At 58.7% G+C, this 21839-nt stretch carries 19 protein-coding genes; 8 read left to right on the top strand and 11 right to left on the bottom strand.

Annotated features, from left to right (window positions below; genetic code table 11):
* The 10 genes from GT590_RS11610 to GT590_RS11565 all read right to left on the bottom strand — a co-directional run bounded on the left by GT590_RS11610 (position 1) and on the right by GT590_RS11565 (position 8215).
* Positions 1–2325, bottom strand: a complete 2325-nt coding sequence (locus GT590_RS11610) for a VirB4-like conjugal transfer ATPase, CD1110 family (RefSeq protein WP_204986937.1) — start codon at positions 2323–2325, stop codon at positions 1–3.
* A gap of 121 nt (positions 2326–2446) precedes the next feature.
* Positions 2447–2872 (bottom strand): PrgI family protein, encoded by a 426-nt coding sequence (locus tag GT590_RS11605; RefSeq protein ID WP_042433164.1) that lies wholly within the window; start codon positions 2870–2872, stop codon positions 2447–2449.
* Between the two features lie 12 nt (positions 2873–2884).
* Positions 2885–3100 carry a hypothetical protein gene (locus GT590_RS11600; RefSeq protein WP_006234636.1) on the bottom strand — a complete coding sequence of 72 codons (216 nt, stop codon included), beginning with the start codon at positions 3098–3100 and terminating at the stop codon, positions 2885–2887.
* An 84-nt stretch (positions 3101–3184) separates the two neighbouring features.
* Positions 3185–5005 carry a VirD4-like conjugal transfer protein, CD1115 family gene (locus tag GT590_RS11595; protein ID WP_161171109.1) on the bottom strand — a complete coding sequence of 607 codons (1821 nt, stop codon included), beginning with the start codon at positions 5003–5005 and terminating at the stop codon, positions 3185–3187.
* Positions 5002–5553 (bottom strand): hypothetical protein, encoded by a 552-nt coding sequence (locus GT590_RS11590; RefSeq protein ID WP_161171108.1) that lies wholly within the window; start codon positions 5551–5553, stop codon positions 5002–5004. Before GT590_RS11590 ends, GT590_RS11595 begins: the two co-directional genes overlap by 4 nt.
* Positions 5554–5609: 56 nt before the next feature.
* Positions 5610–6143, bottom strand: a complete 534-nt coding sequence (locus tag GT590_RS11585; RefSeq protein WP_161171107.1) for a peptide ABC transporter substrate-binding protein — start codon at positions 6141–6143, stop codon at positions 5610–5612.
* A gap of 202 nt (positions 6144–6345) precedes the next feature.
* The gene (locus tag GT590_RS11580) at positions 6346–7134 is read right to left on the bottom strand and encodes an ATP-binding protein (protein WP_161171106.1); all 789 of its coding nucleotides are present in this window, start codon (positions 7132–7134) and stop codon (positions 6346–6348) included.
* Positions 7135–7148: 14 nt separating this feature from the next.
* Positions 7149–7664: a hypothetical protein gene (locus tag GT590_RS11575; protein WP_161171105.1), complete on the bottom strand. Its 516-nt coding sequence runs from the start codon at positions 7662–7664 to the stop codon at positions 7149–7151.
* Between the two features lie 5 nt (positions 7665–7669).
* Positions 7670–7918 carry an AlpA family transcriptional regulator gene (locus GT590_RS11570; protein WP_161171104.1) on the bottom strand — a complete coding sequence of 83 codons (249 nt, stop codon included), beginning with the start codon at positions 7916–7918 and terminating at the stop codon, positions 7670–7672.
* 78 nt (positions 7919–7996) lie between these two features.
* On the bottom strand, positions 7997–8215 hold the full coding sequence (locus GT590_RS11565) for a helix-turn-helix domain-containing protein (protein ID WP_114557014.1): 219 nt from the start codon (positions 8213–8215) through the stop codon (positions 7997–7999).
* A gap of 677 nt (positions 8216–8892) precedes the next feature.
* On the opposite strand from GT590_RS11565, the gene GT590_RS11560 reads away from it, so the two are divergent.
* The 8 genes from GT590_RS11560 (at position 8893) to GT590_RS11525 (ending at position 21367) form a co-directional block, all read left to right on the top strand.
* Positions 8893–10608 (top strand): phosphoadenosine phosphosulfate reductase family protein, encoded by a 1716-nt coding sequence (locus tag GT590_RS11560; RefSeq protein ID WP_114557013.1) that lies wholly within the window; start codon positions 8893–8895, stop codon positions 10606–10608.
* 4 nt (positions 10609–10612) lie between these two features.
* Positions 10613–11539 (top strand): DUF4007 family protein, encoded by a 927-nt coding sequence (locus GT590_RS11555; RefSeq protein ID WP_114555336.1) that lies wholly within the window; start codon positions 10613–10615, stop codon positions 11537–11539.
* Between the two features lie 10 nt (positions 11540–11549).
* Positions 11550–15149, top strand: coding sequence for a hypothetical protein (locus tag GT590_RS11550; protein WP_114551994.1), 3600 nt, complete (start codon positions 11550–11552; stop codon positions 15147–15149).
* A 2-nt stretch (positions 15150–15151) separates the two neighbouring features.
* Positions 15152–16303: an aminotransferase class V-fold PLP-dependent enzyme gene (locus GT590_RS11545; protein WP_161171103.1), complete on the top strand. Its 1152-nt coding sequence runs from the start codon at positions 15152–15154 to the stop codon at positions 16301–16303.
* 95 nt (positions 16304–16398) lie between these two features.
* Positions 16399–18648 (top strand): DEAD/DEAH box helicase family protein, encoded by a 2250-nt coding sequence (locus tag GT590_RS11540; protein WP_114551992.1) that lies wholly within the window; start codon positions 16399–16401, stop codon positions 18646–18648.
* Between the two features lie 3 nt (positions 18649–18651).
* Positions 18652–18828 (top strand): hypothetical protein, encoded by a 177-nt coding sequence (locus tag GT590_RS11535; RefSeq protein ID WP_161171102.1) that lies wholly within the window; start codon positions 18652–18654, stop codon positions 18826–18828.
* Entirely contained in the window at positions 18819–20813 is a 1995-nt protein-coding gene (locus tag GT590_RS11530; RefSeq protein WP_114555339.1) for an AAA family ATPase, read from the top strand. The genes GT590_RS11535 and GT590_RS11530 overlap by 10 nt, the downstream gene beginning before the upstream one ends.
* A gap of 2 nt (positions 20814–20815) precedes the next feature.
* Complete coding sequence (locus GT590_RS11525; RefSeq protein WP_114551990.1) at positions 20816–21367, top strand: hypothetical protein; 552 nt, start codon at positions 20816–20818, stop codon at positions 21365–21367.
* A 41-nt stretch (positions 21368–21408) separates the two neighbouring features.
* Here the strand turns inward: GT590_RS11525 and GT590_RS14705 are convergent, their stop codons facing one another.
* Complete coding sequence (locus tag GT590_RS14705; protein WP_255458528.1) at positions 21409–21540, bottom strand: hypothetical protein; 132 nt, start codon at positions 21538–21540, stop codon at positions 21409–21411.
* Between the last annotated feature and the right edge of the window lie 299 nt (positions 21541–21839).

Raw genomic sequence — 21839 nt, 5'->3', positions numbered from 1 at the left:
CTATTCCTCCGCCTCTCGCGCCGCCCGGCGCATCTCTCGCTCGGCGACCTCTGCGGGCTTGGTGTTCCACAGGTCGTAGAGCGAGCCTTTCGGGAAGTCGTCGGTGATGGGCACGCGGATCCCGGCGCTGATGAGCAGGCCCTCGCCGGGCTTGACGGCGTCGCCGATGTAGCCGCGCTCCGTTGCGGATAGCTGGAGCATCTCCGCCCACGCGTCGAGGTCGGCGGTGGACTGCTTGTGCAGCAGGAAGAACTCGGAGTTGAGCACCATGTCGCGGGCCTCGGCGTTGGCCAACATGTGGCTCGTGTTCTGGCTGATGCCGGTGCAGATGAGGCCAAACTTGCGCCCCTCGCGCCACAGGCGGGCGAAGTACTCGACCACCGTCGGGTGCGCGAAGAGGCTCTGCACCTCGTCGATGTAGAGCCACGTGTAGTTGGGGCGCGGCGGTGTGACCATCACGCGGTTGCGCACCATCTCGAGCGCCGTGATCATGCCGAACACGCGCATGTTCTGGCCGAGGCCGTGCATGTCGATGTTGGTGATGCGGTTATCGAGCGCCACGTTGCTCTGTCCGTTGAAGAAGGAGAAGGCGCCCTTCACGTAGCGCTCGTAGCGCAGCGCGATGTCGGCGGCCTCGGGCTCGGGCTGTGCGAGCAGCGCCGCGTGGAAGTCGCCGAGCGTGGGCAGGCGGCCGTCCTTCGCGCACTCCCGGTACGCTTCGCCGACGCAGCGCGCGATGATCGAGCGGTCGCGCTCCGGCAGGCCCTCGCGGCCCTCGGCCATGAGCGCGCTCGAGAGCGCGAGCACCGCGTCGGTCTTGTATGCGAGTTTGGCGGCGTCGGCGCGGTCCGCGACGTCGGCGGTGTCGAGGGGGTTGAGCACCGCCGAGCATCCCGGGGCGAGCTCGACGTTCGCGCCGCCGAGCGCGCCCACGAGGTTGCCGTACTCGCCGGCCGGGTCGAAGATCACGACCTCGTCCTCGGGGTGCGCGAGTACGGTGTTGGTTATCTCGCGCTTAACCGAGAAGCTCTTGCCCGAGCCTGGCTTGCCGCACACGAAGCCCATGGGGCTCGCCAGGCGCTTGCGGTCGCACAGCACCAGGTTCCCGCTCTCCTTGGACTGACCGTAGTAGCCGCCGCCCGCCTCGTCGAGGCTCTGGCTCGCGAAGGGCATCTGCATCGCCACCTGGCCCGTGGTGAGGTAGCGGCTCACGGAGACGTGGTTGTCTCCGAGCGGGAGCACCGAGTTGAGCGCCTGGCGCTGGCGGAAGTGGAGCGGCTCGAGGCCGATCGTGCAGCCCTGCGCGACGCTCGTCACCTGCTGGACGCGGCGGTCGAGCTCGTCGAGGCTGTCGGCCCAGGTGTAGACGAGGCCCGTGTAGACGAACAGGCGCTCTGACTTGTTGCGCAGGAAGTCGAGCAGTTCCTCGGCCTCCTCCTTAGAGAAGCGCAGCTCGGGCGGCAGGATCTGGTAGTCGTAGCCCTTCTTCACGGCGCTCATCTGCTCGTCGATGATCTCCTTGTCCATCCAGTCGATCTGGCGCTTCACGAGCGCGAGCGCCTCGCTCTGCGCGATGGGCTGCACGTGCAGCGTCACGTTGAGCGGCAGAGGCAGGTCGATGACGGAAGCGAGGTAGGTCTCCTCGATGACCGACCCGAAGCTGCGCACGGCGAGCACGGCGCCGTAGCGCCCGTCGCTGCAGAAGCAGTCCGACCTGCCCTCGGGCTTGAAGTCGAGCGTGGAGGGCATGACGAAGTCCTTCGTGCGCGCGCCCGACGTCGGGGACAATTTGTCCCAGGAGAACTCGAAGCGCGACCCGGGGCGCAGCTGCCCCTGCAGAAGCTCGAGTCTCTCGGCGCCGTCGAGGGCGCGCGACGAGCAGCGTATGCGCGCGAGCGTCTGCTCCACGTCGCCGCGTATGCGCGCGAGCTTGGGCACCGCGGCGTCGACGTCGTCGGCGCCCACGGCGTAGGTCAGGTAGCGGTGGCGCACGAGGTTCGAGACGCCCTCGCGCATCTTGTCGTTGAGGATGCGGTTGTACTCGGCGGCGAGGCCCGCCGTGGCGCGCTCCCCGGGCTCGAAGAAGACCTTGCGGCCTACCTCGTCCGCGGGGATGGGCGCGTTCACGACCTGGAGCTGCACGTGGGAGTCCGCCGGGAAGTAGTTAAACAGCGAGCTCATCACGGTGAAGGCCGTCTCGCGCGCCTCCTTGCGCGCGGACTGGTAGCTGATGTCGGAGAACTCGAGCGTCTGGCTGAACACTCCGGGCATCACCTGGGCGATGCCGTCCCTGTACATGGCGTCGTAGCCGACGTAGGCGGCCATCTCGCGCGAGCGGTCGCGCTCCCGGCGGCGCCTCTGCCGCTCGGCCTCCGCGCCCTTCGAGGCGTCCTTGCGCCCGCCTGTGCCGCCGAGGAGCAGCCCGAGGGTGCTCGGGCGCTTCGGCCTATTCTCCTTGTTGGTTCTTGCTCGGCTCATAGAGCTCGGCTCCTTTCTTCCTGGCCCTGCGCCTCGCGCGCCGCCCTGGGCGGCCCGGGCGCGGCGAGCCCTCGGGAAGGCTCCCGGCGAGGCAGGGCTCGTACGCGAGCAGCTGCGGGGAGAGCTCGTGGGCCGCCAGGAGCGGCAGCAGCTCCTCGGCCCGCATGCCGAAGGGCCGCCAGAACCCGGCGAGCCAGAACGGCATGCTGCAGAGCATGATCGGGAAGGCCGCATCCGCGACGTCGGCGTGCAGTCCCAGGTGGACGAAGGCCGCCGCCCCGACCGCGCTGCCGAAGCCGAGCGACACGCACGCGAGCGTGCGCAGGCTCATCTTCCCGACGATCTTCTCCTCGTACTCGCCGATGTCCTTCTGCACCGGTATCCGGAGCGCCATTCGCGACGCCCCCTATGCCGGCAGCCAGGACGTGTCCAGCTGCCCGAAGTAGACCGATGCGGCGATGATGATCGCGCCGCCGGCGATGGTGGATATGGCGGTCGCGATCTGCGGGCCGCCCTGCTGCTCCCTGATGGCCAGGCCGAGCGAGACCGCGCCCCACACGACCAGGAAGCCGCCGAGGAAGGTTACGCAGCCCGACACGAGCTTGATGACGTTTGCGAGCATGCTGCTCTCCTTTGCTTTCGGTTGACGATGTTTCTTGCTGCTTCTCCCCTTCGGCGGGGGAGGCCCGCGCCCGGCGCGGCCCCGTCACGAGTCGCCCTCCTTACGCCTGCGGTACTCGGCGAAGTCGAACGGGCCGCGGCGCGCCGCCTCCTCGAGCAGGCGCGAGCGCGGGTGGCGCTCGAGGCGGTACTTCCGATCCATGAGCGGCATGCAGCCGTTCACGAGCACGAGCGCGTCCTCGCGCGGCATGCGCGCCACCTCGGCGGGCTGTATGAGGTCGCGCTCGGAGATGCCGCGGTTCACGGTGCGGGTCCAGCCGGCGCCCCGCGAGTCGCTCTGCGTCTCGCTCGCCACCGTCTGCTTGCCGGCCATCTTGCTGATCTCCTCGTTGGTCTCGTTCGCCTTGCCGCCCAGGTAGAGCAGCGTGTCGCAGGCGTTCATGATGGTCTCGGCGTTGTTGTCGCCGTAGGTCTCCTTGAGCTGCGAGAGCGACTGGGCGATCATCGAGACCGCGATGTTCCTGCTGCGGGTGACGGCGATGGTGCGCTCGAAGTCGGGAATGCGCCCGATGTTGGCGAACTCGTCGAAGACGAAGTGCACCGTCGTGGGCAGCGATCCGCCGTGCGTCTCGAGCGCCTCGGCGCAGAGCGCGCTCACGGCGGTGTCCATGAGCAGGGCGAACAGGAAGTCGAAGGTCGAGTCGGTGTCGCTCATCGACGCGAAGAGCGCGACCCTGGCGCCCTCGTCGCCCATGTGGGCGAGGTCGAGCTCGTCTTTGGAGGTGAGGTTGCGCACGGCGCGGATGGAAAGCGGCTTCAGGCGGACGTTGCAGCTCGAGAGCATCGACTTCATGGTGTCGCCGGCGGCCACGCGGAATTCGTGGTAGCTCGCGAGCGCGAAGTCGTCGGGCGGCGTGGGCTCGCGGACCTTGACCCACTCCCACGCTCCGTCCTCCTCGGAAAAGCCGCGCAGCGATCCTGCGCCCTCCGCCGCGGCGCCCTCGCGCTTGACGTAGCGCTCGCCGGTCTCCAGCTCGCGGAACACCATGTCGAGCGGGCTCATGTACCCCGGGTCGTCGCGGGCGTCGGCGAGCGAGAGCAGCGTGAGCAGCCCGTCGAGGTTCCGGTCGGCGGGCTCGCAGTGCATGACGAGGTAGGCCGTGAGGGCGGTGTAGACCAGTCGCTCGGCCTTTTCCCAGTAGGGGTCGCCCTTGTGGTCGGCATCGCCCTCGGTGTTGGCGACGATGGCTCGGGCGAAGCGGATGACGCCCGCCTCGTCGCGTATGTAGGCTATGGGGTTGAAGCGCATTGAGCGCGAGAAGTCGATGGTGTCGAACGCGCGGATCTCGTAGCCGAGCTCCGCCAGCGCGCTGCCCATCTCGCGGATGAGCGTGCCCTTCGGGTCGGTCACGAAGAAGCTCGCGTTGGCCTGCAGGAGGTTCGGCTTGACGTAGTAGCGCGTTTTGCCGGTGCCGGGTCCTCCCACCACGAGCACGTTGTCGTTGGTGTCGGTGGAGAGGTCGAACCTGCGGCTCACGAGGCGGATGCGCGCGTTGTCCGTGAGGATGATGTTGTTGTCGGGGTCCTTGGAATCCCCGAAGGGCGCGATGTCCTTAGGCGTGGCCCACCTGGAGCTTCCGTGCTCCTCGCCGTCGCGCCGGGCCCCTTTGGTCCCCAGCGAACGGGCCCAGGCGAGGAGCACGCCGCATGCGCATGCCGTCCCCGCGCACAGGGGAAACGCCTCCGCGGAGAAGGCGCGTCCCGCGCGGAGCGCCGCGGGGATCGCCGCCATGGCAGCCTCGGGGTCGAGGAGCGGGTTCGCGCCCGACGCCGTGGCGGCGCCTGCCGCGAAGTCTCCCACGGCGAACGCGGCTGCGGCCAGCGCGGCCGCCGCCTGCCACCTCATCTCTCGGGCCTCTCGATCTGGCGAGGGCCGCGGTCCCGTCCGAGGCCCTGGCTGTGGGCCCTCGATGCCTCGCGCGCCCGTTCGGCGCGCTCTGCCAGCCGTTCGGGCGCCCGGCGCCTCTCGGCGATCTCGACGAGGCGCTCCCTGGCGCGGTCTGCGGCCTTGCCCGTCTCTTGCTCGAGCTGGCGGAATGCCTCGTCGACCTCGGGTGCGTCCTCCACCTTGAAGAGCAGCCAGTCGTGGCCCTCGCCAGGGATGATGTGGTGCTCGACCGACGCGGCGCGCAGCTTGTCGGATACGATCTCCTTGATCGTCGCGTACTCGGGAAGCCCCGAAAGCTCCTCGAGGCTGAGCTTCGCGTAGGTCGGCGCGCCCTCGGCCGCGACCTGCTCGGCGCGCCCGCCGGCGATGGTCCCGCGGATTCCCGCGAGGCGCTCCGAGAGCTCCCTCGCGCTGCGCGTCATGGCCTCGGCGCCGGCCTCCTGGCCGATTCTCAGCATCCAGTCGAGCAGCTTGCCGCCCGCCTCGTCCCCGTAGTCGCTCGCCATCCCGCGCCTCCCTTCCAGTCGAGTTGAAAAGGGGCGCATTCGCGCCCCGGTTGTCCCTATTCGGCCCCGACGGACCTCTCGCGCGCCATGGGCGCGCGGGCATCCTGCCCGGCATGCGCGCGGCTCGCCTCGCGGGCGGACGCGGCGCGCTGCGCCAGCGGCTCTGGCGCCTTCTCGTGCAGGTGGGCCCACTCGCCGCTGCGGCACTGCTCCGGCGTCGCCTCGCACATGTCGAGCATGGCGCGCTCGAACCGCTCGGGCTCCTGGGCGATGGCGCCGAAGCTCCAGCTCTCGAAGCTGGTCCATGCGTCGCCGTCGCGCTTGAGCGTCCACCACTCGTCGCCGCCGTTTACCTGCTGGATGAACGCGAGGTCGCGGTAGCAGAACCCCTGGCGTATGGCCCAGTTGCCCGAGCCGAGCGCTTCGCGGAGTCTGTCGAGGCTATCTGTGCGGGAGAACTCGTAGGGGTACTCCTCGAGGAACGGGTCGTCCTGCCAGTCGAAGCCGCCGACCTTGAGCCAGCCGTTTTCCTGGCACTTCTCCACGAGCCCTTCGTGCTCGCGGCCGGTTATCCTCTCAAAGCCGTCCATGGGCGCTCTGCCTTTCGTTTTCTCGTATGGCAGGCGGCGTCCTCGCGATGGGGGCACGGTGCGAGTCGGAGCAGGCGTGCGTGCTGGCGCGTCGGCGCCGCCCAAGACGTGTATAGCGATTTCGATTGTGGCGGCGACCGGGGCCGCCCGCGATGGGTCGAGCTGGGTCGAGCCGTCCGCGCCTCCACGGGAAGCGCACAAGCTAGCCGAGCCGGCGCCTGTCCCTTTCGCCCAGGTAGACGGGCCTGCAGGTCTGGAAGATCCTGCTCGCAATCGCCTCTGCCGTTACGCGCTCGCCGCGCCTCGCGAGCCTGTCCGCCAGCGCGCCCGGCGCGTAGTTCGACGTGACGATGTTCGGGCGCATGTCCTCGTAGCGCGCGTCGAGCACGCTGAACACGGTGCCGACGGACCATTCCGTCGCGTCCTCCTTGCCGAGGTCGTCGAGCACGAGGACGTCGCACTTGGCGTACCGCGCGACGGCGGCCTCGGTGCCGCCCTCGTCGAACGTGGCCTTCACGCGCTCGAGCATGCCCTTGGCCGTCGTGAAGGCGACGTCGTAGCCGGCCTCGGCGAACAGCCTGGCCATGGCGGAGGCGGCGTGCGTCTTGCCGGCGCCGACGCCCCCGTGTATGTAGAGCCCGGCGCCCCCGTTGCCCGCGAACGAGGCGATGTACTCGGCGAACTCGGGGCGGTCGGCCTCGGCGGCCCAGTAGCGCCTGGGGATGCCCGCGCGCGAGAGCGCCTTCTCCCGGCGGGCGGCCTCCTCCTTGGCGGCGAGGGCCGCGCGCCTTCGCGCCTCGGCCTCCCGCTCGCTGGCTGCGCCCTTGCACGGGCAGGGGGCGGCGGAGACCCAGGCGACCCTGCCCGCCAGCGCCGCGCCGAGCGGATCGAGGGCGGCGCCGCAGTGCGGGCACGCCCTCGGCTCCGGCTCGTCGAAGGAGAGCCCGGCCGCCCGGGCCTGCTCCAGGGTGATGAGTCCCGCTCGGTCCATCGGGCGCCCCTTTCTTATCTTCTGAAGTCCTTGTTGTCCCTTTTGCTTATTGGGTGGCATATCGTCAGGGGTTTCCCTGTCATTTCGTCAGGGGTTCGGGCTGCGAACCCTGACGGTTCGTTATCCTTGTTCGCTGCGAACCCTGTCATTTCGTCACCCTTCCGCGCCGGAAACCCTGACGAATCGTCAGGGGTTGCCAGCGCTCCGGGCGGCAGCCTCTCGCGCACGATGCGGTACCGCTTGGTGGCGTGCCCGCGTGCCGGGGCGTGCATGCCGCACTCTTCGATGAGGCCCCGGTCGAGCAGGTCGCGGATGGCGCGGTGGACGCTGCGCTCCTGCACGTTGAGGAATCGGGCCAGGCCGCCCTTGCTCTCGAAGTAGCCGCACCCGGCATCGCAGAAGCCGAAGATGCGCGCGTAGACGAGCAGGGAAAGGCCGGAGAGGCCCAGGTCTGCCATCATGAAGTGCCGTACCGTTGTGAACTCGCGCGGGGAGGGGCCGTCGCGCCCCTTCGGGCCTGCGGCCGCCATCGGCGCTAGCCCCTTCTGGGCGAGCCGACGATGCTGTTCCGCTCGACCCATGCGACGAGCTCGTCGTGCAGCACGATGCCGTCGCGCGTCTTGCCGCCGATGTAGCGGATCGGGAACGGGTCGTCGGGGTCCTTGGCGAGCCGGTACATGGCGTCGCGGCTGATGCGCAGCATCGCGCACGCCTCTTCGGCGCCGAATATCGCGTTGGTCGATGCGATGAGCCTCACCTGGCTCCTGCTAATGCTCTTGGTCATGGTCGTCCTCGAGCTCCTTTCGTCTCGAGGCTCCCTCGCGTGCCCGGCCGCGGGCGGCTCCTGGGGCGGTCGCCGCCGTCATTTCCTGCCACTCCTCGACTCGATATAGGCGTCCACTGACGCCCTCGACACCAGGAGCTTCCTTCCGAGCCTGTACGAGTCGATCTCTCCCGACCAGATGAGGTCGTACGCCTTGCTCCGGCTCGCCCCCATGTACTCCTGCATCTCGATCACCGTCATCCACTCGTCGCGGCTCCGGTTGCCCTCGGGCGCGGCGCATTTCGTCGTGTTCGCCATGGCTGCCTCCAATCTTTCCGCGCCATGCGTCTGCGCGGTCCCGTGTGCGTTTTCGTCTGCGCGACGATTGAACCGCCTGATGGCGATTTGTGCGCCTGATGGGAACGTAGACGGGTCGAGGTGGGTCGAGCTGGTCGGGCCTTCACGAAACGGCCACAGGCCGTGTGCCTTAGCTCGCAGCTAAGTCCCTGAAAAGTAAAAGGCGCCCATGCGGGCGCCTGCCTAGTAGCTGGAATTGTTCGGTTGTGGTCGGAATGCTCGTCTTCCGCGGTGCTGTCGTCCGGGGTCTGGCATCTGTCGTTCGCCTCTTCTGTCGTGTTTGCTGTTGCGTGTTCTGCGAGCGACCTTGCTCAGGTTTTTCAACCCGTTGCCCCAGGTGCACCCGGGTAAATAGTACCCATCCGTTGGGACATGGCCTACTGAAAGAGATGATTGCGTGATGAGGTGGTAGATGAGTGGCGCAATACACGTGCCCTTACAAGTTTTGCGTCAGCAAAGCACTAAGCGATTGACAGCACTGAATAAGGTCCTTGATTTTCTTCGCTGCTTTGATAAGCTGTTGCGATTATTCTTTCTGCCGTTTAGCGTGAGCTCCTTCTGATTTTCTTGATTGTCTGCTACACTTCAGCCCATTGGATGTCAGCATCCAATGGGCTGAATATTTAAAAGGAGGGGCAATGTACTGCACAAAATGCAACCGCTTTACCGATAGCGGTACATGCCCTGAATGCGGCGGAGAGACAACCGAAGAAGCTCCTCATGTCGTTTATTGGTGCGGCAGCTGCAACATCCCGTTGATTCACATCCCGGGGGACCGAAAAATCGAATGCCCGATTTGCGGGCACGAGGCAAAGTATCTTTGTGCAGATATGCGCCCCGTCTTTCCTGAGGAAAGGCTGCTTTTTGAGGTAATGACGGGGAAACCCCTTGCGTATATCCATGAATCCGTGTGGGCTTCGGGAAGCAAGTATTACGTCAATGGCAAGGCAACAAACATTACGGTTGCCGAATTCCTTTCCTCTAACCCAATCGAGGTCAGGTCGCAGATCGACGAATATGCCAAGGGGAATAGCTACGATGCATTCGATCGCTACGTCGATGTTTTCGTTGAGGCGAACCGTGCGCATCTTGACGCTATCGTGCGCGAGGCGTGCTCTTTCGTCGTCGACGCCTCCAAGGATTATCCCGAGGAAAACCTCGTTGTCTCTTTTTCGGGCGGCAAGGATTCGACCGTAACCGCCGATATTGCTGTTCGCGCCTTGAGTGACCCCTACCTCGTTCATATATTCGGCGATACTACGCTCGAGTTTCCTAGTACTACCGAGTATGCAAAGCGCTTTCGCGCCAACCATCCTTTGGCGATTTTCAAGACTGCGCGTAACTACGAACAGGATTTTTACGATATGGCCGAGGTCATCGGTCCGCCAGCGCGAATGATGCGGTGGTGTTGTTCGATGTTCAAAACGGGGCCGATTTCGCGAGCATTCAAAGGGCTTTTCGGCGATGAGCCCATCTTGACCTTCTACGGCATTCGCAAGGGAGAGTCGGTCTCGCGCAGCAAATACAATCGCATTGAGGACAGCGCCGAATCCGTCAAGATTCAGCGGCAGACGGTTGCGGCACCAATTTTCTATTGGAATGACCTTGACGTTTGGTTGTACATACTTGGTGAAAAAATCGATTTCAACGATGCCTACCGTCTCGGTTATGAGCGCGTGGGCTGCTGGTGCTGCCCGAACAACAACGCGCGAGCTCAATTCCTGTCTCAAATCTACATGCCAGAAGCTGCGGCTAAATGGCGCAGCTTCCTAGTTGATTTCGCGCGCCGCATCGGTAAACCGGACCCGGAGGTATACGTCGACACGGGCAAGTGGAAAGCGCGCCAAGGGGGCAACGGTCTTGCCGCTGCAAGCTCTGTTCTTGTTGAGGCGAGCCACTGCGCCACCGACGACAGCGCGACCATCTTCTCGCTTGAAAGGCCCTACTCAGACGAATTGGTGGGCCTGATGACGCCCATAGGCGATTATGCGCCTGGCCTCGGCCGTCCGCTACTCGACGAGAAGGTCATCGTCGATCACCGCACGAGGGAGCCGCTTATCTCCGTCATGCCTTTCGCGCAACCTGGCTACGAGTACGCCGCGAAAGTGCGCGTGCTAAAGGCCTCTGATGCCGAGACGTTGCTGCGCATGGCGAAGTATCAGGTCGTTAAGTTCAATGCTTGCAGGCAGTGCCTCAAATGCGAAGGCCTGTGTCGTTTCGGCGCGATCAGCATTACATCGGACGGCTATCGAATTGACCCGCAGAAGTGCGTGCACTGTCGACAGTGCGTAACCGATAAGTATCTTGAGGGCGGTTGCCTCATGCGCAAGTACCTCAGAACCAAGGAAGAGTAACGTCATGCAGATGAAGTTCAAGGCACACCAGTCTTTTGCCGTGCGCAAAGGATGGCTCGGAAAAGGCCTCCGCACAATAGCGAATCCCGATAACGCTGCGCTTCTTATGCCGAGCAACAGCAAGGCCGCGATGGACGAGCTAGGTTTGGGCTCGAACCAGGTTGTGGCGCTGCGCTATTGGATGCAGACGCTTGGCCTTGTGGACTACAGGAAGGGATCTCGCAATCGCGAGCACGTTCTTACGCCTCTAGGTAAGCTTATCTATGAAAACGACCCGTACACCGAGGAGATTGGTACGCTTTGGGCGCTTCACTGCAACCTCGCATCCGCGCTAGAGGACGCCGCTTCCTGGTACTTTTTCTTCAATGAGTTCGGTATGAGCGTTTTTACGCGAAAGGATTTTACTCGCGCCCTTGAGCGCTACATCTTCACCTACAACGACAAGAAGGATGTGTCCCTTAAGTCGCTCGAGGACGATTTCAACTGCATCATCAACACTTACGTCGCGCACGGCTATGCCGGCAAGAAGGGCGGCTCGCCGGAGAGTGTTATCGATTGTCCCCTCGGCGAACTCGGCCTTGTGAGTATCGAGAGCCGCAGCGCAAGAAGCTTTCGCAAAACGAGCGCTAATCCCACCATGCTTCCTGCATTGCTGGTGCTCTATTGCATCTGCACGATGATGGATTTCCAAAAACGCATGGACAGCCCTTTCGGACGAGAGATAAGGCTCGCCGACTTGCTTGATGCGCCGTGCTCGCCCGGAAGGGTTTTCAACCTTGACGCCGTGGCACTTCTTGGCAAGCTTTACGAACTTGAGGGCGAAGGCTATGTCCGTATAAATCGCACTGCTGGCCTCGATGTCGTTCGTCTCAATGAGCCAGGCATGACTGCAACCGCTTGTCTCGAGCGCTATTACGAGATTATTGGTTAGGAGCGCTCCTGTGAACCTAAAAGATATGGTCGTCCCCAACAAGGACTTTCAAACATCGATAAACATCGAATTCGACTTCGGCTCCAAAGAGAAAATCGAGGGTCTCATTCCCACCGATTCCGTTTGTCGCTACCTTGAGCGCATCTTGGGCGATGTTATTGCCCCCTCTAATCAGCGGGCAAAGCTGCTCGTCGGCGCCTACGGCAAGGGTAAGTCCCATGTCGTGCTCGCGGCGCTGATGGCGATGTGGTGCAAAGACCCCGGAGCATTTCAGAGAATCACAAACGCATATAGGCGCAGGAACAGCGGTTTTGCAGAGACCTTCGACAGATTCGTTCAAGATGGCCAGCGCTTGCTTCCCGTCGTTATTTCGGGAAGCACGTCTGATCTTCGCCATTCGCTTCTTTTCGCGCTCAGAAATGCCCTGAAGCTTTGCGATTCCACCGATCTTATGCCTTCGACGAATTACGACGGCGCAATTAGAGTACTTGACAGATGGCGCCGCGATTATCCGAGCACGCTGAAACGATATGAAGAGCTTACGGGCTCGACCTACGGTACGACTGTCGCAAAACTGCGCGCCCTGGAAACTGAAACGTATGAAGAGTTCGTTGCCGCCTACCCAAGCTTGACCTCGGGTAGCACGTTTGATGTGCTCGACGGAGCAGACGTGCTTTCCGTATACGAGCAGGTGCTCTCCGGCCTTGCCGAGCGCGGCGTTAGCGGTCTTTATGTCGTCTACGACGAATTCAGCAAGTATCTAGAGACGAGCATAGGACGAGCCACCGTTGAAGACACGAGGCTTCTTCAGGACTTTGCCGAGGCATGCAACAGGAGCGGCGCAGAAAAGCAGCTACATCTTCTGCTTATTAGCCACAAAAGCATCTCGAACTACATTGACGCCGACCTGCCCAAAGAGAAGGTCGATGGGTGGCGCGGCGTGTCCGGTCGCTTTGAAGAAATCGAAATGTCCGACGACGAGAACCAGTCCTACGAGCTCATGTCTTCGGCGATTATCAAGGATTCCACGAAGTGGAGCCATTGGCGCTGTGATCATGAAGCGCTTTTATCGCGAATCGAGGGACGCTACGTTCATAATGGACTTTTCGCGGGCAATATGTCCGATGTCGTTGTGCGTGGTTGCTACCCGTTGCATCCGTTGACGGCGTTCTTGCTCCCGAAGCTGTCTGAGAAAGTTGCCCAGAACGAGAGAACCCTGTTCACCTTCCTGTGCGCCGAAGGCGACAAAACCATGTCGGCGGTTCTGGCGGAGTCGGCAGAGTTCGTTACTCCCGACTGCATTTACGACTACTTCGAGCCCCTCCTTCGCAAGGAAATGTACACGAGCCCCCTCCATAGGGTTTACGAGCTTGCTCGCGCATCCCTTTCGCGCGTCGAGCCCGTCTCCCTCGAGGCGCGCATCATTAAAACCGTTGCCGCAATCGACGCGGTCGCGCAATACGATCGGGTGGAGCCAACCAAGGAGACTCTCCTCGACCTCTTTTGCGACTGCGGACTGAGAGCAAAAGAGGTCGACGAGGCCATTACTCGCCTTGTCGAAGGAGACTCAATCGTCTATCTGAGGCGCAGCAACGCATATCTCAAACTCAAGGAAACCACTGGCGTCCATGTGGATGCAGAGGTTTCCAATCGAGCTGGCTCGCTCCGCAGCATGATGAGCTGCGAAGCGGCGCTTAACCGAGAAATCGGAAATATGGCCCTGTACCCGTCTCGATACAACGAAGACAAAGGCATGGTCAGGTTCTTTGAGTGCGGCTTCGTTGGCGCGTCCTCGCTAAAGAAATGGTGCGAGCAAGAGGTGAGGCCCGATCGTATCCTCGACACCGGCAACGATTGGGTGGCGGATGGTCAGGTCGTCGGGGTCTACTGTTCGACGCCGGATGAGCTCGTTGAGCTGAAGGACCTTGCCAAGAATGAGCTTTCGCGTGAAAAGCTGACCGTTGCGGTTGTGCCGAGATCGTTCACGAGGATCGAAGAGGCGCTTTACCGGCTTGAGGCCGCAAGGCAGTTGAAGGAAGAGGCAGCAGACGATGCAGCGCTTGCTGACGAATACGAGATAGTCATCGAGGACTACTCGGAAATCGTCAACGGCTATATTGCCGGCTTCTTTCAGCCAGAGCTGAGGCAATCCCTCTATTACGTCAACGGAAGCCAGAAGAAGGTCGTTACGCGTAAACGGAAGCTTTCCGAAGAGCTGTCTCTGCTTTGCGACGAAGTCTTCGGCTCAACGCCAAGAATAACCAGTGAGTCCCTCAACAAAAACGATCTAACGGGAACAGCCTTCAGCAGTCGAACCAAGATTCTTAAAGCTTTGTGTGCGCCTACGCTTGCCCAAAACCTGGGCTTCGTGGGTAACGGCCAGGAGACGTCCATGGCGAGGAGCGCATTCGAGAAGACTGGACTCATCAAGGATATCGCGAAAGCAATTAACGAACCCGGCGTTCCAGAGTCAGGCATTGAAGCGGTCGTCGATACCATCAAGGACTTTATTGAAACTGCTGACAACACGCCCCTTTCAGAGCTCTACGATAAACTGATGGGGCGCGATCTCGGCATCGGCTTGCGAATGGGCCCGATCCCTCTCTACCTTGCCTACGTTCTCAGAGACTACAGGGAACAGGTCAAGATAACCTTCAATGGCGAAGAGCGGTCCCTTAACGAGACCCTCTTTGATGACATAGCAAAGAATCCAAGCGATTACCGCCTGACAAGACTCAACTGGTCCCCCGAGATGGAATCCTATGTGAAGAAGGTAGCAGGGGTTTTCGGGTGCAAGTCCGATAGGGCTACGCGAGCCGACGTTGTCGACGCCATGCGTCTCTGGTATGTCGCCCTTCCTCAGATGACCCGTAATGCCAATACTGATCGCTCCCATGGCGGGGCGGAGCCCATCTCGAGGATAAGGAAGCGCTTCTTTAAGGCGATAAAGAAAATAGATTGCGACACCGACAAGCTGCTGTTCGAGGAAATCCCCTCGATATTCGGAGAGCCTTGCGATTCGGACGCCTTAATATACGCGCTCAAAAACGAGAAGGACGAGTGCGATGAATATCTGCGCGACTGCATCGAGGGGCTGGCGCACGCTTTAATGGCGTTGTTCGGCCCCGATGCGCACGAGGACGCGAGTCTTTCATCCGTTTTGAGAGATTGGGTTGATGCCCATCCGGCTGTGCAAACGAGCGTCTATTCGGGTATCAACAATCAAGTCCTTCAAGCTGTGGCTACTTCAACGGGCGACGACTTCGTGACCATCAACAGAATCGCCAAGGCGGCGACCGCGCTTCGCATCGACGACTGGAATGACGAAAGGTTCGATGACTTCCTCCGAATCGTTCAAGGTATGAAAACTGAGGTCGAATCAACCGTCGATGAAGCGGGAACGACTGAAGACGAATCCGCCTGCCTGAGCATCAGGTTTGCCGACGAGGGTGGCGTGCTTAGGGAAAAAACGTTCCCGGTCGTTATCCCGTCCCGGCGCGCCAAGCTTCTTAAGACCGGACTTCTTGCGTGTTTGGATGAGATGGGCGGCGCTCTTTCCCCCGAGGAAAAGAGACAGGTCGTTTTCGATGTTCTGAGGAGGCTTTGCTAGCTATGCCAGAAACAGCTTATTTCGATAATGCGGCGACCACTTTTCCGAAGCCGAGCGTCGTCTATGACTATGCCGACTCTTTTTATCGCAATTCCGGCGGCAATATCGGCAGGGGCGGCAACGCTCTGGCCGTTGCTGCCGGCGAAATCGCCAAAGTAGCAAAGAGCAACCTGAAGAAGCTCTATGGCTGCCCTGCGGGTGAGATCGTTTTCACGGCTTCGGCGACCGATGCCCTAAACCGCATTCTCCTTGGCTTGAATCTCGCCAAAGACGACGTTGTTTACTGCACGCCCTTTGAGCACAACGCTGTAACCAGGCCTTTATTCCATTTGGTCGAAACGACTGGTATAAGGATTGAGATTCTGCCATTTGATGACGAGACGTTTGTGCCCCGATACGAGGAAATCGAGGAAGCCTTTGCTGCCCAGCCGCCGAGGCTCGTTGTGATGACTCACGCTAGCAACGTATGCGGCGCGGTCGTTCCTGTGGAAACTGTCGCGCGAATGGCTAAAGCCTATGACGCAACGACCGTTATCGATATGAGCCAGACTGCTGGCTTGCTCCCGCTTCAGCTCTCCAGCGATCTGTTTGATTTCGCAGTCTTTGCGGGCCATAAGACCTTATACGGTCCATTCGGCATCGGAGGCTTTATTTGCAAGCGCGGAGCCAAGCTCAGGCCCGTTTTTTTTGGCGGGAATGGCATCAACTCGGTCGAGCAGCGGCTCCCTGAGAATATCGTCCAGATGGAAGAGATCGGAAGCCAAAACACGTATGCAATCGCGGGGCTTAAGGCGTCCACAGATTGGCTGCTCGAGCAGGGATTGGAAGCGATTCGTAAAATCGAAATGGAGAATCGGGACAGGCTTTTGGAGTGCCTGAGGGCCGCCGGGTTTTGCTCTCTCATCGGTGAAGGCATGGAATGCGAGAGGATAGGCGTTGTGTCTGCTCTGTTTGACGGGTACTCACCGGATGAAGGGGAAATGGTCCTTGGCCGATGCGGGGTTGCTGTGCGCTCCGGCATTCAATGCGCCCCATACGCCCATCGTTTTCTCGGCACTCTACCCGCTGGAACAATTCGCTTCAGTGTGAGCGCTTTGACCGGCGACCCCGAGTTCGATGCGCTGGAACGAGCGTTGGACGCCATCGCAGAATAAAATAGCCGCCCATTGATAAAAACTAAACCATCTGCCGAACTTATCCCCAGTGGATAAGCCACTTATTGTCCGACAAACCCATAAGCCGCCTTATAATGGATAAATTGTCGGACGGAGGTGCTGGGGTGAGTTTTCGCGACCTCAAAATCAATAATGAATATCGCTCGTTGCTTCACGACGTAGTTCGCGAGTTCTACACGCCTTTGCTTTCTCAGGCTTGTCTATATCAGCGTGCCGTAGGTTTCTTCTCCTCATCTGCTTTAATTAGCATGACCGAAGGAATTAGAGGCCTTCTTGAAAACAACGGTCGCATCGAGGTCGTTGCCTCGCCGAGGCTTACCGAGGAAGACCTCACTGCAATTAAGGACGGTCTAGAGAGGCGCGACGACATCATTGTCGACTCTCTCCTGCGCGAGCTCGATGCACCAAAGGGCGCTTTTGAGGAGGCTAGGCTCAATCTCCTTTCGAATTTGATTGCAGCAGGCGTCATGACCATCAAAATCGCACTCCTAGACTCCACTACCGATATCGGCATGTTTCATGAGAAGCTGGGGCTAATTTACGACTCTTTTGATAATGTCGTTGCCTTTTCGGGTTCGATGAATGAAACAGCGAACGCCTTTTATCGCAATTACGAGGCGTTCGATGTGTTCACTTCCTGGTCCGAAGACGCTGAACGTGTGCGCACAAAACAAGCAGCGTTTTCGGCCATGTGGCACGATACGGAGCCAGGCATTAGGGTTTGTGAGTTCCCCCAGGTTTCCGAAGCCATTATCAAAAGATATAAAGTTAGGGACGGTATCGACCTCGATGATCTTAGCGTGGGGGTGTCTGACGATGCTGTAGATAATGTATCGACGGCGAAAGAGGAAATGGTTACGAATCGCCCTCGCATTCCAAAAAGTGTTACGCTGCGCGGCTATCAGAACGAAGCTATTGAAGCGTGGGAAAGTAACGACTTCCGTGGCGTTTACGACATGGCTACCGGCACTGGAAAGACGTTCACCGGCCTCGCTTCCGTCTGCCGTCTTTCTGAGCTTCTCCACGATGAGCTTGCTGTTGTAATTGTCTGTCCCTATCAGCACCTTGTAGATCAATGGGTTGAGGACATCGTCGCCTTCAATATCGAACCCATCATCGGCTACAGCTCTTCGCCGCAAAGGGACTGGGAGAAGCGCCTCGATTCTGCAATTCGCGATCAGAAGTATGGCGTAAAGGACTCCGAGTTCCTTTGCTTTGTGTGCACCAATGGAACGTACTCCACCTCACGTGTGCAGAAGCTGATAGACAAGATCAAAAAGCCGAAGCTCCTTGTCGTTGATGAGGCTCATAACTTTGGCGCGGAGTACCTTCGTTCGCTTCTAAGACCAGATTTCAATTTCAGGCTTGCGCTCTCGGCAACGATTGAGCGCTATGGCGATGACGAAGGCACTGCGGCGTTGTTTTCTTACTTCGGCCCGCGCTGTATCGAATACACGTTGGAGGAAGCAATCTATGGACGTGGCGAGGAGACGCCTTGCCTCACTCCATACCGCTATCACCCGGTCATTGTTTACCTGGAACCCGATGAGCTTCGGGAGTATGCGCAACTTTCGCGGCAGATTGCGAAAGCCATAGTCAGCAAGAATGGCAAAAAGAAGCTCAGCGAACGTGGCAAACAGCTTGTTCTCAAGCGAGCAAGGCTTGTTGCTGCGGCGCACCAAAAACTTCCTGCGTTAAAGCGCGAGATTGCACCTTATGCGCAAGACGACTATATGCTTGTATATTGCGGTGCCACGAAAGTCGAGGTCGATGCGGGTGAAGTTCCTGGTGTCGATGATTACGAGTTGCGGCAGATTGACGCCGTGACACACATCCTCGGCGACGAGCTCGGCATGCGCGTTAGGCAGTTTACGTCGCGCGAAAACAGCTCCGAGCGCGAGGAGATCAAGACGATGTTCTCAAACGCCGACCTTCAGGCGCTGATTGCTATCAAGTGTCTGGATGAAGGTGTCAACATCCCCATGATCAAAACCGCTTTCATTCTTGCGAGTACGACCAATCCCCGCGAGTACGTGCAAAGACGAGGACGCTTGCTTCGCAAGGACAAGCTTGGACTCAAGAGGCGTGCGGAGATTTATGACTTTATCACATTGTCGCGCCCCGCTGAAGATGCAGCGGTTTTGCCCGATGAGGATGTAAGTGGTGAGAGGCGGCTAGCGTACAACGAATTAGTTCGAGCAAGGGAATTTGCTGATTTGGCAGAAAACCGTGCTCAGGTTAGCCAAATCCTCGATGCAATTGAGGAAGGCTTCTTTGGCGTAGACGGCATTTCGGCTTTTGAAGCCGAGAAGGAGGTTGAGTAGCACATGACAGCCCTCGGGGACGTACAGTTGCCTGACAACGTTGATCAGAAAAAGGCAAACCGACTCATTAACTGGATCGTTGATCTCGAAGATGATAACGACAAGACTGCTAGGTACGACGATTCTGCGATGATTCAAAAGATCGGCAAGCAAATCAAGGATGAAATCAAATGCTTATAAAGACCATTACGGTTGAGAACTTCCTTCCTTTTCAGGGGAAGCAACGTATAGAGTTCTCTACTGACAAAGATCATAACGTTACTTTGATAATGGGAAACAACGGTGCTGGAAAGACATCGCTTGCCCAAGCTTTCGAATGGTGCCTATATGGCAAAGCTCCGAAAGAGACCAATCAAGTCATCAACGCCTTCGTCCGAGACCATATTGCTCCCGGAGCATGCCGTTATGCTTCGGTTGAGATTGAAATTGAAAAGGACGATAAGACTTACTCCGTGTCTCGCCGTCAGAAGTATTCTCGCAAAGACAATGGAAGGTTGGACAAGCCTGCGCAGCATGAGTTCTCTATCCTCTATAAGGAGAATGGAGAAACGAGGCAAGTTGCTGCAGGCGACCGTGGATCAACCATCAACAGGCTTCTTTCTAACCAGCTTTCGCACTACTTCTTCTTCGATGGCGAACACGTCAAAAACATGCGCAAAGAAATCGAACAAGGAAAGAGCAGCGACTTTGCGGATGCTGTAAAAACTATTCTCGGACTTCAGCCTATCGCTTCCGCGCTTGATCATCTAAAGGCGCCGGGCAATCGTCTGTCAGTTGACAGATGGTTTAATAGGCAGCTTGATGTTGCGGGAAACGCTGACCTTGAAGAAAAAAAGAAGCGAATTGAGACTCTTGGTAAAACTATCGAGAGAGAAAGTAACGACCTGGAGCTGGCGGAAGTTGATGAGGACGTGGCGAAGGAGAACGTCGCGGAATGTCAACGATTGCTCAGAGAAAATGAAGAAAGCGAAAAGGCGCAGAAGGACGTTGAAAAGACGCAGGCGCTTCTCAAACAGGCAAACATTGCCGTCACCGCAAGAAGAAATGAGCTCTTTAGACTGTTCCGCGATTGTCAATATCGATTCTTTACGCAGAGACCAATTCTCGACGCGCAAGAAGAGCTCGCTGACGAGGACAAGATTAGCAAGGGTATTCCCAGCGTTGACGACAAGACCATTCGCTTTATTCTTGAGCGGGGTGAATGTATTTGCGGGACCAAGTTTGAAGCGGGAAGCGATGTCGCAAAGCATCTTTATGAGCTACTCGATTACGTGCCGCCAAAGGATCTAGGCACGTATATCGCAGAGTTTGATAAAGATTGCCGAGTGAGAACCGAGGGTAGTTTCAACTTTATTGATGATTTGGCTGAGGCGTATAGAAAGTATTGTGCAGCCTGCAACTCGGTAAAGACCGCTGAACAGGCGGTTGAAAAAGCTGTTGCGTTTCTCGAGGGCCTCAACAACGTCGACATCGGCATCCTGAGGAAAAATCTTCGAAATGCTGAGGCTGATCGCAGCAAAGCTGCTGGGCGAGTTGCTACTGCCCGCAGGGCAATTGCGAATGCGAAAAACGAACGTGAAAGGTTGCAGTCCGAAATCAAGGCATATAGCGTAAAGAATGCAAAGAACCAAGAAATTATGCTTTGCCTTAGCTACGTTGACTATATTTACGATTATCTCAATGCGTATTACAAAACGCATGAGGCTTCGACAAGGGCGCAGCTGAGAGATACTGTCAACAAATTCTTTACTGCGATGTATGAAGGAGAGCTTCATCTCAGTTTGGACGACAACTATGGTGTTGCGGTAACCGTTGACGATGTTGACACAAGCGGCGAGACGTGGAAGACCTCTTCTGGCCAGACCCTGGCAATCATTCTTGCCTTCATTCTCGGCATTTTGGACATAGCCAAATCTCAGTCTAAGGAAGAAGATGATCTGCTCAAGGGGGATACATATCCGCTTGTTATGGACGCTCCTCTTTCCGACTTTGATAAAACTCGAATTGGGACTATTTGCAACCTTCTGCCATCCGTTGCTGAACAGGTGATTATCATCATCAAGGACACTGACGGCGAGCTCGCAGAAGAACATATGAAGGACAGGATTGGACGCCGTTACAGCATTGAACGTCTCCATGACTATGACTCTGTTGTTAAGGAGTGACCATGGCGGACCTATTTAGATCGCAGGTTAGGTTTTACGGTAAGCATGGACAATATCTCGAGGCCCTAACGCCAGCTTCTGAAAAAGCCAAAGATGTTGAGCTGCCGGAGATTGAGCGGGTAAAGTACCTGTTCAATTCTGTTGTCGAAATCTATGAGGTTGCTCCGTTGATTGGCTATCTCTATCAACGCTCGGCAGAAAAAGACGGCAATGAATCGACAAAGAACATCATGGAAGGCGCTTTGTCCAACCATCATGATCGTCTTCTGTTTAGCTATGAAATGCTGATGATCATAGACAAAGGCAGCGAACCAGACCTTAACGAGAGGATCAGGCGAGCCTTTAGGGCAACGGACGATCTCGCAGCGGAAGGCATGAAGATATATGACGCCTACGCCCGTGGCGGCATCGAAGTTCTCTATGAGAATCTCATTGACAATGCGGCCACACCCGATGACCTTATACGTAATCTAATGGACTTCACGGAAGACTGGAATTCAAGATTTCTTTCTGCCGTTGAAGAAGTTGATTTAGACCGATTGTTAAAACGGTAAACCTGGTTTGGTCTTGCCGCGGCAATGCCCACGCTCAGGGTCTATATTACCTTGAGCGTGGGCTTCTTCTTTTGCAGGTAGCAGTTTGTCTTATCGAGTTCGCCGCGCTCGCTGGGCATGAGGCCGTGCAAGAGGTCGAAAAAGAAGCCGCCTGCGACAATTCTTTCAGTCATCGCTCCCGCGTATCCCATCTGACCTGCGGAAAAGCAAGACGATAAAGCCGCTGGCTACGATTCACTTCGCTAAACAGGCAGCAAAGAAGAGAATCAGCCGTTTTGGCGTTCATTTCGGTCGATTCAGAGCCTCAAAACCTGCCCGTTTTTGTCCCTGGGACAAAAATGAAACTGCGGGCGCGCGGGGGGGTGCGGACGAATAGTTGGACCGTTCGGTCCGGTCAGGAGTCCGTATGTACAGCCAAGACTCAAAGGACAAAGCCCTCGGCATGCTGAGGCTCACCGGCGACGTCGAGAAG

The sequence above is a fragment of the Eggerthella sp. BIOML-A1 genome (assembly GCF_009875595.1).
In the GTDB taxonomy this organism is placed as follows: Bacteria; Actinomycetota; Coriobacteriia; order Coriobacteriales; family Eggerthellaceae; genus Eggerthella; species Eggerthella lenta.
The sequence above is the reverse complement of the archived record's forward strand: the minus strand, read 5'-3'. Positions and strand labels throughout refer to the sequence as shown.

Coding starts and splice junctions, on each gene's coding strand:
- GT590_RS11610 (WP_204986937.1), bottom strand. CDS start 2,325: ATGGCCGCCTACGTCGGCTACGACGCCATGTACAGGGACGGCATCGCC.
- GT590_RS11605 (WP_042433164.1), bottom strand. CDS start 2,872: ATGGCGCTCCGGATACCGGTGCAGAAGGACATCGGCGAGTACGAGGAG.
- GT590_RS11600 (WP_006234636.1), bottom strand. CDS start 3,100: ATGCTCGCAAACGTCATCAAGCTCGTGTCGGGCTGCGTAACCTTCCTC.
- GT590_RS11595 (WP_161171109.1), bottom strand. CDS start 5,005: ATGAGGTGGCAGGCGGCGGCCGCGCTGGCCGCAGCCGCGTTCGCCGTG.
- GT590_RS11590 (WP_161171108.1), bottom strand. CDS start 5,553: ATGGCGAGCGACTACGGGGACGAGGCGGGCGGCAAGCTGCTCGACTGG.
- GT590_RS11585 (WP_161171107.1), bottom strand. CDS start 6,143: ATGGACGGCTTTGAGAGGATAACCGGCCGCGAGCACGAAGGGCTCGTG.
- GT590_RS11580 (WP_161171106.1), bottom strand. CDS start 7,134: ATGGACCGAGCGGGACTCATCACCCTGGAGCAGGCCCGGGCGGCCGGG.
- GT590_RS11575 (WP_161171105.1), bottom strand. CDS start 7,664: ATGGCGGCCGCAGGCCCGAAGGGGCGCGACGGCCCCTCCCCGCGCGAG.
- GT590_RS11570 (WP_161171104.1), bottom strand. CDS start 7,918: ATGACCAAGAGCATTAGCAGGAGCCAGGTGAGGCTCATCGCATCGACC.
- GT590_RS11565 (WP_114557014.1), bottom strand. CDS start 8,215: ATGGCGAACACGACGAAATGCGCCGCGCCCGAGGGCAACCGGAGCCGC.
- GT590_RS11560 (WP_114557013.1), top strand. CDS start 8,893: ATGTACTGCACAAAATGCAACCGCTTTACCGATAGCGGTACATGCCCT.
- GT590_RS11555 (WP_114555336.1), top strand. CDS start 10,613: ATGCAGATGAAGTTCAAGGCACACCAGTCTTTTGCCGTGCGCAAAGGA.
- GT590_RS11545 (WP_161171103.1), top strand. CDS start 15,152: ATGCCAGAAACAGCTTATTTCGATAATGCGGCGACCACTTTTCCGAAG.
- GT590_RS11540 (WP_114551992.1), top strand. CDS start 16,399: ATGGATAAATTGTCGGACGGAGGTGCTGGGGTGAGTTTTCGCGACCTC.
- GT590_RS11535 (WP_161171102.1), top strand. CDS start 18,652: ATGACAGCCCTCGGGGACGTACAGTTGCCTGACAACGTTGATCAGAAA.
- GT590_RS11530 (WP_114555339.1), top strand. CDS start 18,819: ATGCTTATAAAGACCATTACGGTTGAGAACTTCCTTCCTTTTCAGGGG.
- GT590_RS11525 (WP_114551990.1), top strand. CDS start 20,816: ATGGCGGACCTATTTAGATCGCAGGTTAGGTTTTACGGTAAGCATGGA.
- GT590_RS14705 (WP_255458528.1), bottom strand. CDS start 21,540: ATGACTGAAAGAATTGTCGCAGGCGGCTTCTTTTTCGACCTCTTGCAC.